The organism is Pseudomonas sp. NPDC079086, assembly GCF_044542155.1.
Classification (GTDB): domain Bacteria; phylum Pseudomonadota; class Gammaproteobacteria; order Pseudomonadales; family Pseudomonadaceae; genus Aquipseudomonas.
This window is the reverse complement of sequence record NZ_JBITTY010000006.1, coordinates 153,375-169,451: the sequence shown is the minus strand read 5'-3', so window position 1 is coordinate 169,451 and position 16,077 is coordinate 153,375. Positions and strand designations below refer to the sequence as shown.

The window sequence follows — 16,077 nt, the reverse complement described above, 5'->3', positions numbered from 1 at the left end:
CGCATGAGACCCCAATGCTCCAACTACGCGCCTTGGTCCGCGAGGGCTCGGTCGATGTAGAAGCTCGAACTGCTGAGCTCGTATGGACGACCGGCGCCAAAGGCCCTCGCTGGTCCTGGGATGTCGGCAGCTACATGGAGGAGCTTGAGGTTAGTACCCAGGCCGTCCGCCTTGAGCGACTGAACAATGGAGCTCCGCTGCTCAACACGCATAAAGCCGATGATCTTGATGATGTTATCGGGGTAGTAGAGCGGGCCTGGATCGAGGGTGGTGAAGGCCACGCAGTAGTCCGCTTCAGCAAGCGTGATGATGCCGAAAGAATCTTCCAGGACGTGATCGACAAGATTCTCCGGAAGATCAGCGTCAAGTATTCGGTGCACCGCTACCAAATCACCGATGACAGCGAAGAGAAAGTGCCCACTTACCGCGCCGTTGATTGGGAGCCGCTGGAGCTGTCCATTGTCCCGATCGCGTTTGATGACGGCGCAAATTTCCGCAGCGCCGCTCCATTGGTCGAATACAAAGGCCAGCGCTTCTCCACGATTTTCGAAACACGGGAGGCTCCAGAGCCTGCCGAGCAACCGGCCGCCGTGGCCACCACCCAAGAGGAAACAGTGATGACCGAAGCAGAAATCCGCGCGGCCGAGGAGAATATCCGCACCGAAGCGATCAAGGCCGAACGCCAGCGCAGCACTACTATCCGTCAAATGGCCGAAAAAGTTGGCCTTGGCGATGCCGCCACCGACATGATCGAACGCAACCTCACCCCAGCCGAAGCCAGCGCTGAGCTGCTGGATAAACTGGCCGAGCAGCAGGGCAAGTCCCGCAGCGCTCAGCCTACTCGCGTAGAGGGTGCGGTTGACTTTGCGGTCCTCACCGCCAAACGCACCGCCATGCAGAACGCTTTGCTGCATCGCTGTGACCCAACCGTGAAGCTGGAAGAAGCCGCTCGCGAGTTTCGCGGCATGCGCCTGATCGACATGGCGCGTGAGTCCGTTGAGCTGGCAGGCGGCAGCGCTCGCGGCATGACCCAGCAAGAAATTGCCCGCGCCGCCCTGGGCTGCGACCGCAACGCCTTCCGCGCCGCGGGCATGCACACCACCAGCGACTTCCCGCTGCTGCTGGGCAGCACCGTAAACCGCACCCTGCGTGCGGCTTACGAGCTCGCCCCACAAACCTGGCGTCCGCTGGGCCGCCCAACCACCGTGCCGGACTTCCGTGCTGTAACCCGCGCCGCGCTGGGAGACATCGCCGCGCTGGAGAAGGTCAACGAGCACGGTGAATACAAGTACGGCACCCTGGATGAAGATGGCGCGCCGATCAAGGTCACCAAGTTCGGCAAGATCATCGCCATCACCTGGGAAGCGGTGGTCAATGATGACCTCTCAGCACTTACCCGCGTGCCTCAGTCGCTCGGTGCTGCAGCCGCTCAGACTGAGTCTGACCTGGTGTGGGCGCTGCTGCTGGGTAACCCGAACTTCACCGATGGCACCGCAGTTTTCCATGCCGATCACGGCAACCTGGCAGCCGCTGGTGGCGCAATCAACACCACCACACTTGGTGCTGCTCGCGCTGCAATGCGCAAGCAGAAGTCTAAGGCTGGTCACTTCCTCAACATCGGCCCGCAGTTCCTGGTGGTTGGTCCGGATAAAGAGCTGGAGGCCTACCAGTTCACCAGCTCCAACTACGTGCCCGCCAAAAACTCCGATATCAACGACTCGCGCAATGCTGCGCTGGGCGTGATCGTCGACGCTCGTATCACCGGCAACCAGTGGTACCTGTACGCCGCGCCGGGTGTGGTGGATACCTTCGAGTATGCCTACCTGGAAGGCGAGCAGGGCGTGTTCACCGAAACCCGCGAGGGCTTCGAAGTGGATGGCATGGAAATCAAGGCTCGCCTGGTATTCGGCGCTGCCTGGATCGACTACCGCGGCGCGTACAAAAACCCAGGCGCGTAATCGCCAGCCACTGACCATGAGAGCGCCCATCGGCGCTCTCGTCGTTTCTGCCATACCGATTTTGAGGAACGCTCAATGAAAAACTTCAAACAGCACGGCGACATGATCACCGTACCGGCACCAACTGGCGGCACCGTATCCGGCGGCCTGTATCGCGTTAACGGCCTGATTGGCGTTGCTGCAACCACCGAGGCCGAAGGCGACCCGGTAGAACTGAAAACCACCGGCTGCTTTGAGCTGGGCAAAACCAGCGCCCAAGCATGGGCTGTTGGTAATCCCATCTACGCAATTGCCGCCACCAACGTACTTACCAACGTGCCTGGCACTGGCAATTACCTGGTGGGCGTGGCAACTGAAATTGCGGCCAACCCTTCGCCAGCTGGCACCGTGCGCCTCAACGGCACACTTGGCCTTCCGGTAACCGCCTAAGCCATGGGCTGGGCTGCAGCGCGTGACCGGCTTCACAGCCGGGTCACCGCCACCTTCAAGGATGGCCTGGCCACCTACACCGGCCCCAACGGCGAACCGCCTGTTTCGGGTATCAGTGTGATCATCGATCGCAACCTGATGCAGAACGGCCCGGATGGGATTTTCAAAAGCGATGCGGTTGGTCTCAGCTGGCGTGTTGTCGAGCTTTGCCGGGCAACGCGCGGTGGCGTATTCGCGATAGGCGCTGAGCGCTTCACCGTAGAAGAAGCCATTACCGATGACGGCCACATGATCACCGCCGCCTGCATGGTGACTCCATGAACCGTTTAACCACAGGCCGCAACGCGCTAACCGATCGGCTTTCGGTTATCAGCCCTGCCAACGGCTACGAAACCACCGCTGGGTCAAACGTCAGAACAGGTTGGTTCAATGAGGTCATCACCTCAAACGAATCGGGTTTCCCTCTGATTGTTGTTCAGCGTGGCAAAGGAAAACCGCCTGAGCAGGGCGCCGGCGCCATTCGGGCTTACCCATGTTTCAACGTGATCGGAGCCGTCGATGCTGGCCTTGATGGCTATGAAGATGCGCTCGATGACATAGAGCTTGATCTGCTCAAGTGCCTGATGCCTTCGGGCGGCCAGTTTGTGGAGTGGGCCAAAGGCATGGGTATCACCGGGTTCACGCTCGGCGCATCAGAGCACTACCCGCCAGGCAATGGCGAGCGCGCCGCCAGCGTGCTGATCCCCGTTTACATGCACACCGTTATCACCTCCGGAGAGTGACCCATGAGCACTAAATCGCAGACGGCTGCTGAGCAGCCCGTCTTGGTCGAGGTCGTCCTCGATAAAGCGCACAACCACAAAGGGCAGCCCTACACCAAGGGCGACAAAATCAAAGTTACCGAAGATCAAAAAACCTGGCTTACAAAGCATGGCGTGATCGGCGGCCAGCAGAAGGAGTCGAGCAATGGCTGATTTACGTGGCGCTTACCTGGGCGTAGGCAAGATTTATCTGGAAGACCTGGACGACTCTCAAGGTTTGATTTTCATCGGTAACTGCAACTCGTTGAACTACGAAGCGACCCCCCAGGAAATCGAAGAACAGGACTACACCACCCCCGGTGGCGGCTTGGATTCCTCGGTTCAGCGCATCCAGGCTTTGAATATCACCTACAACGCCCGCCACTTCAAAAAGGCCAACATGGCGCGCGCCATCTACGGCGCTGCCGCTGATGTTGCCGCAGGCACGGTTACCGGTGAAGAGCATGTCGCCAACCCTGGGGCCATGATTATGCTGGGCAACCCCGGCGCCACCTCTGTTGTGGTCAAGGATGAGGCCGGCACGACCACCTATGTGGAAAACACCGACTACGTGATCAACGCAGTTGGATTCCCTGAAATCCTTGAAGGTGGCGGCATCGGTGCGGCTGAAACAATCCAGGTGGATTACTCCTACGCTAAGCACGCCACGATCCAGGCGTTGGTTAAGTCCGGCAAGCGCTTCCGTATGGTCTTCATCGGCCTCAACGAAGCCAGCTCCAGCCAGAAGGTGGTGATCGAGGTTTATAAGGTCAACCATTCCCCAGCATCGCTTAGCTTCATCGGCGATGAGTTCCAGGGCATGGAGTTCACAGCCAAGGCTGAGAAAGACGGCACCAAGGTTGGCACCGGCATCTCGCAGTACATGGTGATCAAGGACGTCGACTGATCGGCTGGCCATGGATGGCCGTTTATTCAGCCAGCCCGAAGCGTTTTGCCATGTAGTCGAGGGCTTCCTGCTCGGTAGCGGTTACGTGCTTTTGCGTATTTACGATGGTTTTGCTGGCGATCAGCAGGCGCTTCATCATGGCTGGATTGCCGCGCTTGGCCACCTTGCCCACGGCGATCTTGAAGCTGTGGAGGCTGGGTATGCCAACAGAATCAATCAGGTCATTGGCAATTTCTTCGGTAATTCGAACGTCGCCAGTGATCACCTTGCAGGCTGCGGCTATGACCTTGCGCTCTTCCGCGCGCAGTTGGCCATCGGCCTTGCCGACATACAAGAGCACCTGCAGGGTTTCGTAGTGGTTGTGGTAGAGCAGGTCTGCGCTGTAGCGCGGAGACTGCTTGTAAACATCCTGCAGGTAGGCGTTTACGTCTTGGATGGCTTCGCCGGTTTTCACATCCACGCAAGAGGATATGCGGCTGTAGAGGAATGTCCGGTTCTGCTCGCGCAAGTGGCAGAAGCCGACAATCTCATGCTCATCAAACTCTGTGACAGAAACGCCGCGCTGCGTAATTTCACCACCGCCGCTCTCGTAGCAGATGCTCAGAGTCACGATGGTGTTGGCTGGGCGATTTGTCATGTCCGGTCCTTGGCTAGATAGAGGCTATTGCAGGCTACTCCCTGATGCGCTGGGTAAGTAGCTGGCTTTTTTTACAGCTTGACGCAGTGCCGAGGTTCAGAGATATTGCCCGTGCCGCTGCAAATTCAGCGGCCTGGGATTGGTCTCCCGGAACTGTAGGCGGACGCAACCGCCGCTCTGAGCGGTTTTTTTGTGTCCGCAGCATGGCAAGCCTGTTATGGGCGGGCCGTGTGGGCACCCGTAAGGGTGGCCGGTTCCTACAGCCGGTAGGCCAACCCGCACGGTTCCGCTCACCCGATTGGCCTCGGGCGCGGACTCAACCTTCTGTAGGAGTTCCGCCATGCAAACAGCACAAGTCATCCCATTCAGCTTTGAAGCAAATCAAGTGCGCACCGCAATTGTTGAAGGCGAACCATGGTTTGCAGTCAAAGACATAATTCGTTCTCTTGATTATTCAAAGGCAAGCGCGCCAGCCAAGCTTGTTGATGCAGTGCCTGTGCAGTGGAAGGGTGTGAATCCGATTCACACCCCTGGCGGATCTCAGAAGCTTTTGATGTTGTCTGAGCAAGGCCTGTATTTCTTCTTGGGCCGCTCCGATAAGCCCAAGGCATTACCTTTTCAGATGTGGCTGGCCGGGGAGGTTTTACCAGCCATCCGCAAGCATGGCAGCTACGCTGATACGCACAACAAGATGGGTACCCTGCTCGGGGAGACCATCGGCACCAACGGCTTCAACATGCTTGGGTCTTTGATCAAGGGCAAGGTGGTTAGCCTACCTGCGGTTAACCGCGCCAAGGCCACGGCTAAAATTTGGTCTCAAACCCACGCCGCTTTCGGGGTGCGCTCCGGTGCTGACATTCCTGCCAGCCAGTTGGACGCCGCCCGAAACTTCATCGCTGCTTATGCGCTGGAAGGTGAGTGGCTGCCAAAGCAGGAGGAAGTGGTGGGTGTGCTGGCTCTGGATGTGTACCAGGCCAACAGCTTGACCTGCTTGCTGCATTACGTGGACTGGGTTAACTACCGCTGGCATCAGGGTATCGCTGAAGCTGTGAAGGCGCTTAACCCTGACTTTTACAGCCATACATGGGAGTTCTTCAGGGAGCTGCACCAATCTGCAAAGCAACTGGAGAAGTCGCCAGAAATTGCAGCATTGTGCAAAACCGGCAACGCCAAGCGCCCGCATGAGTGCGCTGCCGCTGGGTTGAGCGCTTAACTAGAAACTGTTCATTGCGGCGTCACCTGGGCTAAAGTCCCTTCCATTCAATTGGGAGGGATGCCCTATGCAGTGCCCGAAATGCAAGTACGAACCTACGATGGCTGAGATGCAGGGCAGTCCAGATTCATGCCCAAAATGCCAGGTTGTTTACAGTAAGGCTGGTCAAAATAAGGCTTCTTCGGCTGCCTTAACAAGCGCACGAAGCTCAGCAGGTATGCTGAAAAAGGCTGTAATTGTCTGCGTTTTTATTCTGGCTCTAGTTGGGGGCTGGAAGTTCTACGAGCATCGGCAAGCAGTTGCTGCCGTAGAAGAGCAGGTTCAACTTACTTCAGTCTACGTGACGCAAATAATCACAGCACTGGATGACAGTGGATCTATGACGTTTGCAGAGTTCTTCGAGAAGGCTAATAAGGCGGTTGTCGAGATTGACTCGTCTGTGGTCAAGGTCTCTCTTGTATCCGCAGCGCCTGACGTCTCCAGTGCGGCAGTGACGTATATGAAGAAGTCGCAGGAGGTCATTAGGGCTTTATCAGGATCAATGCGAAATATGATGAAGCTCTCATCGGCAAAGGATCGCGAAAAAAGTGCTGAGGCAGACGAATACTCAAGCAATAAATACATTCAGGAACGTGCCGCCAAAAATAGACTTGAAGCGCTGAATGATCAGCTTGAGCTGATTGGCGAGATGAAAAGCTATCGTGAAAACCTGCTCAAGTTGCTTGCCGATATGAGGGCAGCTGGCGAATCAATACCTAGTGTAAATAGCGCGGTGCTGGTCGCGCCGCCGCTGTACGAACGATTATCAAATGCCAAATAAAACAAACCCGCTTCGGCGGGTTTTTTATTACCAGGAGAAAAGCATGAATGAATTAGGCAGTACCACGCTGGTAAAGATTGGCGAAAAGGAAGTGATCTGCCGTGAGCTGACGGTTGCGGGTGTGCGTCATCTAATCGCTTCGCCCGGCACGGGCGAGCTGATCAAGGATGCTCTGTTTCCAGACCTGCGCCTTGGCGACCTGCCGGCGCTCACTAACCTCACCGAAAGCGACATTGACGCCATGCGCCCAAGCGAGTTGGCGCAAGTGGTGGCTGGCTGCAAGAAGGCCAACCCCGATTTTTTCGCGATGCTGGCCCGGCTCAAAGCGCAGACGCAAGCCTAAGCCAGCTCGACAACCTGATTTGCAAGCTCACGGTACTCGGCCACCACCGTGTTTTGGATTACCCCTGGTCACTCTTTTGCCGCGCCTTGAAGGGCTAACCCATGACTGATATCGAACTGCGTCTGACGGCCGATGTGGCCCAGGCCACCAAAGGCGTGGGTGGCTTCCGCAAGGAATACGAGCAGACGGTTAAGGCGATTGAAAAACCGCTGCGCCAGATCGACAACCTGCAGAAGGTACAGGAGAGCGCCAAGCAGGCCAGCGCTGCCTTCTTCGACGCGCGGCAGAAAGTCACAGGTCTGCAGCAGGCGCTGGAGAAAGTAAGCCCTCCAGCCAACAAGCTTGGCCAGGCCCTGGGCCAGGCTGAAAAGGAGATGAACCGCGCAAGTGCTGCGGTTGACCGGCAGAAGCAAAAACTGGATGCCCAGCGCGGCGCTGTATTGGCCACCAAGCAGGCGCTGGATGCGCTCAAACAGTCGCAGGCTGGTGTAGATGGCAGCCCAGCCGGCAAGGGTGATACCGCGGCGATGGCTGCCGCCAAGCAGGCAGTCGCCGCCGCCACGGCTGAATATGAAAAGCAGCGCACCACCCTGGCTGCCCACCAACAGGCGCTCAACGCCAGCCGCACCAGCGTCAAAGTGCTGGGCGATGAGTACGAGGCTGCGGCGCAGCCGGTGCGCATTCTGGAAACGGAGCTGAGCAAGGCAGAGCGCAACCTGGCGCGCACCACGCAAGAGTTCGACCGGCAAAAGACCAAGGTGCGCGAGCAGCGCGCCGAGTTGAAAGCCGCTGGTGTGGATACCCGCAACCTCGCTGGCGAGCAGCAGCGTCTACAGGCTGAAATGGCCAAAGCGCAACTGGACGGCCGCCGCACTGAGGCTGTGCAGGGCATACGCGCCCAGAGCGCAGCGCTCGGGCAGTTGGCCCGTGAACAGCGCCAGGCCAACCTGGAGCAGGCCAAGGCCGACTTCGGCATCACCCGCGCGCGGCAGTACGAGAATGCCCTTGAGCAAATTCGGCAGCAGTACGCCTTATTGCGCAGCAGCGGCAAGCTGACAAACCGCGAGCTATCGATTGCCCAGCAGGCCTACACCCGCCGGATCATCGAAACGAAAACCGCCATGGGCCAGTTGCAGGCAGAGCAACGCCGCTTAAACGCTGGCGGCTCGATGCTGCCTGGCCTGGTTAGTGGGGTTGGCGCTGGCTTTGCCGCTGCAGCCGCGCTGAGGGGGATTACCAACCAGGCGGACGCCTATAATCTGATGAATGCACGCCTGAAGTTGGCGACCGACTCGCAGCAGGAATTCACGACAGCTCAGGCTGAATTGGCGCGGATTGCCCAGGCCACCCAGAGTCCAATTGCTTCCCTGGTAACCCTTTATGGCCGCATCAGTCGGCCGCTGAAAGAAGCCGGCCGCAGCCAGGCGGATATCCTGAAAGTAACCGAGGCGGTGGCCACATCGTTCCGGGTTTCCGGTGCGACAGCTGAAGAATCCCAGAATGGCGTTATCCAGTTCGCTCAAGCGCTCGGAGCCGGGGCGCTGCGTGGCGAAGAGTTCAATAGTGTTGCCGAGCAGGCCCCGCGTTTGATGCAGGCCCTTGCCGCTTCCATCGGCGTCCCGGTCGGTGCATTGAAAGAGATGGCGTCCCAAGGCCTGCTGACAGCTGACGTTGTTTCTGACGCCCTGGTGAGCCAGCTTGATGTGCTGCGCAAAGAGGCCGAGACCTTGCCGGAAACGGTTGGCGGCGCAATGACCGCTCTGATGGATCAATGGAATATGGCAATTGGCGGCACAGATGTTCAGCCGCTAATTGACCAGATCAAACGATTATCCTCGGCCATCTCTGACCCAGCCTTCCAAGAGGGGCTTCAATTTTTTACCGGCCTTCTTGTAAAGATGAGCGCACTTGCTACGGGTTTGGCTAGTGACTTTGCCCGGCTCGGCCCGGAGTTTGGAACCATCGCTGCTGCTATTGCAGGAAACCTAACTGAGCTGGATCGCCTGGATGCGAAGATTAAGATGCTGCGCACCACCCTCTCAGATTCAGGCCCGACTGATGCAGTCTTCAATTTCTTTACCGGCACTACTGACGAAGAAATACAGGCAGAAATTGACTCGCTCTCGAAGGCCCGCGCGGCTCTAGTAGAGCAGCAAGGCGGGCTTAATGAAGAAATGCAGTTCCTTGCTGAGGTCGCGGCCGCCGCTGCCGAAGCTGGCCGCCAGAAAGAGGTTGACGCCAACACCAAATACATCGGCGAACTGAAGAAGCTGCAGGACGAGCAGGTCGCCAATGCCAAGAAGGCTGGCAAGGCCCTGGCGGCCGAAGAGAAGAAGGCGGCCGCCGAGCTTGAGAAGGTCCGCAAGGATCGCCTCGATATCGATAAACGCTACAAGGAAGCGCTGGCCGGCCTGGGTGGTGAAGGTGAGCCTTCATATAACGCAGCGCAGGACCTGAAAATTGGCGCTCGTAACGCGCTGGCATCTGGTGATGTTGAGGGCGCCCAGGCCCAGGCCCAAGCAGCATTGAAGATGCTGCAGGACCTGGCAGCCGCCGGCGAGAACACCTACGGTTTCAGCGGCTTTATTCAGGAGCTGCAGGCCATCGAGCTGGCCGCCAACGACATTGAGAAAACCAATGCTGAGACCAAGATCGCCGCTATCCGCGAGCAGATCAAAAGCCTTGAGGCCGATGCCGCCAAGCTGAAGGATATGCCGCTCAGCATTAAGTCGGACGAGGCGAGCATTGAGGCCGTGCGCTCTCAGATCCAGCAGCTGGTTACCGACATGGGCAAGCAGGAGATTGTTCTGCCTGTGCGGGTTATTCACCCGGACGGCCCCATTGTCAGTGACCTGCCGACTTATTCCGGTGATTACGTGCTACCGCCTTTGCCGCAGCTCGCAAGCGGCGGCAAGCTGCGCGGCCCCGGCACCGGCACAAGCGACAGCATTCTGATGTGGGGTTCAAACGGCGAGTTCATGCAGCCGAAATCAACCGTGGACTACTACGGCGAAGGCTTTATGGAGGCGCTGCGCCAGCGCCGCATTCCACGGTTTGCCGAAGGCGGATCGATCAGCAATCGAGCATTGCCAGCAATCCCAGCGATGAATCCTGCGCTGATGGCAGGCCCAAGCTTCCCAGACCTTGGGCGCGTGGCCTTCGATTTCGGCGGTGGTAACGAGGTCAGCGTTTATGCCAGCCCTAGCGAGGCGCTCAACCTTCAGCGCCTCGCCGCTAAGTTCGGCCGCACTCGCGGCTAGTTGCTTTGAGTAATGCCCAATAGCCCGCCACGCGCGGGCTTTTTTATGCCTGGAGTTCCCTGATGTCCGTACCCCTCATGCTTGGTGGCGTTGAGTTTCTGCTGCATGCCGGCGCGCCGGAGTTGAATGAGGACGCTATCGGCGGCGAGGGCGATGTGCGCCTGAGCAATGGCACGCTGGTTTCCATGACTCGTTGGAGCAAAGCCTCGGGAGCGATTTCTGTGCAGGGCTGGATACAGCCCGGCATTGATGCCCTCGACTTCACGCAGATCATGGAGCTGCGCAGCACCCAAGTGCACACCGCGCAGGGGGCAGGTCTGGTATTTGAGCTCACCAGCACCCCGCGACCAGACCAAGCACCTTGGGCCTGGGCGGTTGTCGATGGTGAGCTGGTGCCGGCGGAAGTCTCCACGGTAGGCAGAACCGCCACTGTCACCGCGGTTGCTGGTGCCACGTCCTATCAGGTGTGGTGGATGCCGGTATACCAGGTGAAGGCGCGCCGCCCATCAAAAAGCCAATCCGGCTCGGCTGGCACTCAGGCTGCAGTTATTAGCTGGGTGGAGGCGTGATGCTCAACGGCGAAACCCTCAACGGCAACGAGCTAAATGGCGGCGCAGGCCCTGCAGCAGCTCCAGGCCCTGACCCTGAATACGTGGTAGCGGGCATCAGCTACCTCTGGCGTGATCGGGTTGTGGTTGATGGCGTGGATGTCAGTGACCAGCTGGTGGGCGGCCTGGATTACGACCGGGAAGAGGGCGCCGCCGGCGTGGCGGGCTTTGGCATCTTCCTGCCGCCCGGGCCGGTTGTGCCATCTGACTGGGTTGGGCTCTCGGTAATCATCGACTACATCACCACGACCGAGGGTGTGACCACCGAAGAGCGCCGCTTTACTGGCGTGATTGCTTTGCCGCCGGACTGGAACAGCGAACTGCGCGTGCTCAACTGCGAGTGCAGCGACTCGCTGCAGCAGCGGGTTGAGGCCATGCCACAGGGCGAGATCGACACCCTGACTGGCGGCATGTGGTCAGAGGATCTGTTCGAACCCCTGGCTGGGCGTAGCCATTGGGATTACGCCGTTGAGCGCATGAGTACGCGCACGGCCAGCCTGGATTGCGACCCGCTCGGTGTGCCGCGCGTGACCAGCTGGTACGCCAAGGCCACGCCGGACTTTGTGTTTGGCCCAGGCACCACCATTGATCAATCGGTAAAGGTTGAGCCTGCCGGCCTGGTCGGCCGCACCAACCGCATTGAGCTGGAGGTGAGCTTTCGCTATACGCGGCTGTGGCAGCGCAACCAGAGCTACAGCTGGCTGCACCCGGAGACCGATGGCACCGAAGGCATCCCCGGCTTCTGTAACTGGCGCGGCTACCCAAGCGAGTTGCCGACCATCAGCATGATCGAGGAAGCGTCCCAGCAAACCGGGCAAACGGTGATCAGGCCGCTGTACTACCTGCTGCCCCCCACCATGCCAAACCCCTGCGGTGATGGTGTGCCGTGGATCAACCGCTTTACCGACCTGCTGCTGGGTGCCGACTGGACCGGTGCCCGCCGCTGGGTGCAAACCATCACCGAGACCTACCGCATGGTGCTGGCCACCACGGCAGGCGTTGGCACCACTAGCCGCATCGTGCAGCGCAATGGGTACACGGTTGAGGTGGAGAACACTGCAGCAGAAGCCTGGGAGGCTGACCCGATTACCGGCGGCACCGGCGGCCATACCGACTTGAATGACGAAAGCCGTCGCGGTGCGCTGGTGGAGGCATCGCAGCGTATCGCTCTGGCTGAAGTCGTAGCGGCCCACCGTGAAACAACGGTGAGCTGGCAGGTGCCAACCAGCATGGCGCTTGGCATCGACCTGACTCATACCCTGGAGCTGAATGACCAGGGCGTACGCGCCCGGGGCAAGTGCCGCCGCATTGCTGGTAGCCATGATCCGGAGACTGGCCTGGCCATCACCACGCTGAGCATTGCGGTAATGCGCGGCGGCGGTGTGAGTGATGCCCTGACAGTGCCCACCAGACTCGGCCTTGCCGATGACCCAGGCGGTGGCGGTGATGCCATCCCAACCATTCTGCCGACCCAGATCAGCGGCTTCGGCTTGCCTGACTATGACCCAGAGCTTGACGGCTTCTCTGGCAACAGCGATGCCGGCGGCGGCCCGTCGCAATTCCCGCGTGAAATGGTGGTGCCAGCAGATGAGGTGCCCGAGGAAGCGCGCGATGAGCGCGTGCTGACGGGTGATTACCTCTACCGCGTTGGCATCCCCAATGACCTGTTGGAGCTCTAAGCATGAGCCTATCTGATGAGCGCCGCGCCATCCGCAACGGTGTTGCAGCTGGCCGCGCGCCAACCTCGGGCGCCCAGCGCCAAGCCATTGGCAAACGCCTGGAAACTGAGCGCCGCGGTGCGCAAGTGGTCGCAGACCTCAATCGCCTGCAGCGCGTCCCGCAACAGCGGCGCACGCTGCGCACTGTGGCCCCGGTTGGTGCCGTGCCTGCTTCGCGCGGCCGCGCCACCTACAAGCCACCCGCAACAGGCGGCAGCTTTGATGGCGAGTTCACCGAAGTTGAGCGCGTGTATTCGCCTGACCCGATCTACCTGGAAACCATCGACGGCAGCGGCTACTTCGCCGTGCGAAGGCTGGAGTCGCTGACCATGGAAGGCGATGCCGGCTCGGTGGTGGTGTTCCGGTTCCCTGAACTGGTGCTCGGTCCATGACCATTCAAGGCCAGTGGCCGTACCCGCTGACCATCGATGCCGTCGACCCGTACCCATTCCACGGCCTGGCTTACATCGATGGCGGTGGTGACTGGCTGGACCCCATGGATGGGCGAGACCGCATACCGCTGCCGGCCCTGCCGGGGTTTGATTCGCAATGGACCCGCTTTCTGCCAAAGATCAATTCGGCGCTTTGGGACATTGGCAAACCAGACCCACCGCAGACAGCTGGCCTTATTGCTGCTGGCGGCCTGTCAATCGGTCGCAAGCTAATGGCCTTGGAACCGGTGTTTGTCGCCAGAGTAGCCGGCGTGTCCAGGCGCTTGTCGCTGGAGTGGTTCGGCATCGGTCGGTTTGAGCTGCGCGACGTGGATAGCGGCGATCTGCTGGCCTCGCTGGAGATAGACACTGACCTGGTATTTGACGGCGAAACGCTGATCACCAACCAGGACAACCAGTTCGATATCGTGCTGGCCACCTCAACGCAGCTCAGCCTGTTGGACATCGCACCCGATGGCCGCGAGCTGCTGGTTGCCCTGCAGGCCACGTACTACTCCGCCGCGACAACCATCAACACATCCTGCTTCGTTGCCGTGCTGGTGTTGGGCATTACCGAAAGTGCTGGGCTGTACGGGCTGAACTACAGCGTGGCTGCTGGGCTGCTGGATTGCCTGGGTGCGCTGACCATTGAGCGCGAGTCCGACCGCTACAACTACACGCTGAACGCCAGCACCGGAGAGGTAACGCCGGCGGCCATCCCGCCGGATACCAACACGCTTGAGGCTGGGCGCGGCGGCTACCAGGTGCCGCACTTTGGCAGCTTCACTGAAGGCTGGTCCCGTACCGGGCAAATCATCGGCGGCTACTTTGCCGGTGGCGGGGTGGAGTTCCTGCGCTTCGACAGTAGCTGGCAGGCAGAGACAACCGGCACGGCTAGTCTGGAGACCGAGCTTGCCGGCTCCAGCTACCGGGTGAAGCGGTTGATCTCATCGGCCACGCGCACGCAAACCTCAAGCATGCGCCTGCACCGTGGCTTGGCTGAGGTAACCGGCGAGTACAGCTATGCCATACTCGGCGCCCTGGACTACCAGTACAACTACGAATTGAGCGGCAGCTTTGATGACGCCGACTTCACCTTCACCACGGACATCGAAGAAAGCGCCACCGAACTGGCTGACGAAGTGCGTGATACCGAGTTCACCCAGACCGGCTCGCTGATCAATGCCGCCTCGTTTGCGGATGCCTATGTGCTGGCCGGCAGCCCGCTGGACCCCGGCAAAATCTACGCCCCCGCGCGGCCGCCGTTCCCTGGCCTGCTGCAAACCTGGCTCTGCCTGACAGGCAGCACCAAAGCCATGGCCTTGGCCAGTGCCCGCACAGATACGGACGTATGTGCCGTGAGTGGCGCGCTAACCCCAGCCGGCACCGCCGGCGACTGGGAGGCCGGCAGCGGGTACAGCCCAACGCTGCGCCGGGTTGTATCCGTGGTGGCCTACAACCCGATGACAGGGCAAGTTGCCCGCGCCGTTGATATGCCAAGCCGCACCATCACCGGCTGGCTCTAGGAGAAACCATGCAGCTGTTTATTGATAACTGGCGCACCACACTGCTGGCCGATGCCGCAGCCGCTGACACCTCGCTCAGCGTGCTGCCGGCAAAGGCTGACCAACTGGTTGGGCTTGGCGCCGGCGACTACTACGAGCTGACGCTTGCCCGAGTGGTTGAAGGCGTGGAAACCGCCTGGGAAGTGGTGCGCGTGGATAACACCAGCGAAGGCATGCTGGCCGTCACGCGCGGGCCAGACCCGCTGGACTGGCTTGAGGGTGAGCTGATCAGCGCACGCCTGACGGCCGGGGCGCTGCGCACTATCCAGGCCGAAATGCCAGTAATTTCGGGGTATGGAGCTCCAGTTGATGCGCCTACCGGGCGAAGCATGTACATCAACGACTACACGCCATTTGGCGTGTGGATCGCCATCTATAAAAACGGCGAGTTCTGGGCCTGGGAGCGCTTAGCGTTCTACACCGATCTGCCGGAATAACTGCCGAGCCCGCCAAGTGCGGGCTTTTTTACGCCTGGAGAATTTATGCAGCCCGCCCGCCTAGAACTCCCTCTCTTTCGAGCGAGCACAAATAGAATCCCGCTGTGGCTGATGCAGCCGCAGTTCGTTTCCCCGGCGCCCGAAATCACCGAGATACACCGCACCGCACCGCTGCGTATGACGGTGCCAAGCCACGGCTTGCCCGGAACCTGGCCAGTGTGGATTCGTGGGGTGTCTGCCGGCGGCTCGCTAAACCGAGAGCCAGACCGCGAAGCCTTCTACATGCCACATGTAATCGATGCCGACACCCTGGAGTTTAACAACCTCGACGGCGTTGACAGCCGAGCTACTGGTGGACGCATCACCTACCGGATACCGCTTGACCTGACCGGCTGTAGCGGTCGCTTGCTGCTGTGCGGCAAAGGCGAACAGCTTGAGTTGACCACAGAAAACGGCGGGTTGGTGGTTGAAGGACTTGGCCAGATGATGATTGTGCTAACCGAAGAGCAGAGCGCTGCTATCACTTGGGTACGCGGGACCTACGAACTCATGCTGACGATGAGTGACGGCGACGTTATCCCTTGGCTTTTCGGGGATGTGCTCGTCAGTGGTGGCTGCCATGGGTGACTGTTGCCCTGCGGTGTCTGTTGCAGCACTGCCGTTTGTGGTTGTGGTTGAGCCTCGCCAGGCCCCGGTGGTCGTGGTCGCTGCAGGGCGGCAGGGGCCTGCTGGGCGGCCGGGCACGAACGGTGGCGAGACATTCCAGTTTGAGCAGGAAGATCCGCTAGCTGTCTGGACCGTACCGCACAACCTACAGCGGCGCCCCAGCGTCATGGTCACCGACCTGGCCGGCAATGCCGTGATCTCCGATATCCGCTACATCGACGACAACATCATCCAAATCACGCACGGCCGGCCTGTGTCTGGCTTCGCCTACTGCAACTAGGAGCG

18 protein-coding genes are annotated in these 16,077 nt (G+C 59.8%); 17 read left to right on the top strand and 1 reads right to left on the bottom strand.

Features of this window, described 5'->3' with window-relative positions; genetic code table 11:
• Positions 1–14 precede the first annotated feature (14 nt).
• The 6 genes from ACIGEK_RS21730 to ACIGEK_RS21705 all read left to right on the top strand — a co-directional run bounded on the left by ACIGEK_RS21730 (position 15) and on the right by ACIGEK_RS21705 (position 4,094).
• Positions 15–1,958: a prohead protease/major capsid protein fusion protein gene (locus ACIGEK_RS21730; protein ID WP_397495319.1), complete on the top strand. Its 1,944-nt coding sequence runs from the start codon at positions 15–17 to the stop codon at positions 1,956–1,958.
• A 75-nt stretch (positions 1,959–2,033) separates the two neighbouring features.
• Positions 2,034–2,387: a DUF2190 family protein gene (locus tag ACIGEK_RS21725; RefSeq protein WP_397495318.1), complete on the top strand. Its 354-nt coding sequence runs from the start codon at positions 2,034–2,036 to the stop codon at positions 2,385–2,387.
• 3 nt (positions 2,388–2,390) lie between these two features.
• The gene (locus ACIGEK_RS21720) at positions 2,391–2,708 is read left to right on the top strand and encodes a hypothetical protein (RefSeq protein WP_397495317.1); all 318 of its coding nucleotides are present in this window, start codon (positions 2,391–2,393) and stop codon (positions 2,706–2,708) included.
• Positions 2,705–3,169 (top strand): hypothetical protein, encoded by a 465-nt coding sequence (locus ACIGEK_RS21715; protein WP_397495316.1) that lies wholly within the window; start codon positions 2,705–2,707, stop codon positions 3,167–3,169. The genes ACIGEK_RS21720 and ACIGEK_RS21715 overlap by 4 nt, the downstream gene beginning before the upstream one ends.
• Positions 3,170–3,172: 3 nt before the next feature.
• The gene (locus tag ACIGEK_RS21710) at positions 3,173–3,361 is read left to right on the top strand and encodes a hypothetical protein (RefSeq protein WP_397495315.1); all 189 of its coding nucleotides are present in this window, start codon (positions 3,173–3,175) and stop codon (positions 3,359–3,361) included.
• Entirely contained in the window at positions 3,354–4,094 is a 741-nt protein-coding gene (locus ACIGEK_RS21705; protein ID WP_397495314.1) for a hypothetical protein, read from the top strand. Before ACIGEK_RS21710 ends, ACIGEK_RS21705 begins: the two co-directional genes overlap by 8 nt.
• A 22-nt stretch (positions 4,095–4,116) precedes the next feature.
• Here ACIGEK_RS21705 and ACIGEK_RS21700 read toward each other — a convergent pair whose 3' ends face one another.
• Complete coding sequence (locus ACIGEK_RS21700) at positions 4,117–4,731, bottom strand: hypothetical protein (RefSeq protein WP_397495313.1); 615 nt, start codon at positions 4,729–4,731, stop codon at positions 4,117–4,119.
• A gap of 340 nt (positions 4,732–5,071) precedes the next feature.
• On the opposite strand from ACIGEK_RS21700, the gene ACIGEK_RS21695 reads away from it, so the two are divergent.
• The 11 genes from ACIGEK_RS21695 to ACIGEK_RS21645 all read left to right on the top strand — a co-directional run bounded on the left by ACIGEK_RS21695 (position 5,072) and on the right by ACIGEK_RS21645 (position 16,072).
• A complete protein-coding gene (locus tag ACIGEK_RS21695; protein ID WP_397495312.1) occupies positions 5,072–5,944 on the top strand; it encodes a BRO family protein in 873 nt (290 codons plus the stop codon).
• A gap of 100 nt (positions 5,945–6,044) precedes the next feature.
• A complete protein-coding gene (locus ACIGEK_RS21690) occupies positions 6,045–6,764 on the top strand; it encodes a hypothetical protein (RefSeq protein WP_397495311.1) in 720 nt (239 codons plus the stop codon).
• 43 nt (positions 6,765–6,807) lie between these two features.
• A complete protein-coding gene (locus ACIGEK_RS21685; protein ID WP_397495309.1) occupies positions 6,808–7,107 on the top strand; it encodes a hypothetical protein in 300 nt (99 codons plus the stop codon).
• Positions 7,108–7,208: 101 nt separating this feature from the next.
• Positions 7,209–10,367, top strand: a complete 3,159-nt coding sequence (locus ACIGEK_RS21680; RefSeq protein ID WP_397495308.1) for a tape measure protein — start codon at positions 7,209–7,211, stop codon at positions 10,365–10,367.
• A gap of 62 nt (positions 10,368–10,429) precedes the next feature.
• Positions 10,430–10,936 (top strand): hypothetical protein, encoded by a 507-nt coding sequence (locus tag ACIGEK_RS21675; RefSeq protein WP_397495307.1) that lies wholly within the window; start codon positions 10,430–10,432, stop codon positions 10,934–10,936.
• Complete coding sequence (locus ACIGEK_RS21670; RefSeq protein ID WP_397495306.1) at positions 10,936–12,654, top strand: hypothetical protein; 1,719 nt, start codon at positions 10,936–10,938, stop codon at positions 12,652–12,654. The genes ACIGEK_RS21675 and ACIGEK_RS21670 overlap by 1 nt, the downstream gene beginning before the upstream one ends.
• A gap of 2 nt (positions 12,655–12,656) precedes the next feature.
• Positions 12,657–13,085, top strand: coding sequence for a hypothetical protein (locus tag ACIGEK_RS21665; RefSeq protein ID WP_397495305.1), 429 nt, complete (start codon positions 12,657–12,659; stop codon positions 13,083–13,085).
• Positions 13,082–14,650: a hypothetical protein gene (locus ACIGEK_RS21660; protein WP_397495304.1), complete on the top strand. Its 1,569-nt coding sequence runs from the start codon at positions 13,082–13,084 to the stop codon at positions 14,648–14,650. Before ACIGEK_RS21665 ends, ACIGEK_RS21660 begins: the two co-directional genes overlap by 4 nt.
• Positions 14,651–14,658: 8 nt before the next feature.
• A complete protein-coding gene (locus ACIGEK_RS21655; RefSeq protein WP_397495303.1) occupies positions 14,659–15,126 on the top strand; it encodes a hypothetical protein in 468 nt (155 codons plus the stop codon).
• A gap of 45 nt (positions 15,127–15,171) precedes the next feature.
• Positions 15,172–15,753 (top strand): hypothetical protein, encoded by a 582-nt coding sequence (locus ACIGEK_RS21650; RefSeq protein WP_397495302.1) that lies wholly within the window; start codon positions 15,172–15,174, stop codon positions 15,751–15,753.
• Positions 15,746–16,072 carry a hypothetical protein gene (locus ACIGEK_RS21645; RefSeq protein ID WP_397495301.1) on the top strand — a complete coding sequence of 109 codons (327 nt, stop codon included), beginning with the start codon at positions 15,746–15,748 and terminating at the stop codon, positions 16,070–16,072. Before ACIGEK_RS21650 ends, ACIGEK_RS21645 begins: the two co-directional genes overlap by 8 nt.
• Positions 16,073–16,077: the final 5 nt, after the last annotated feature.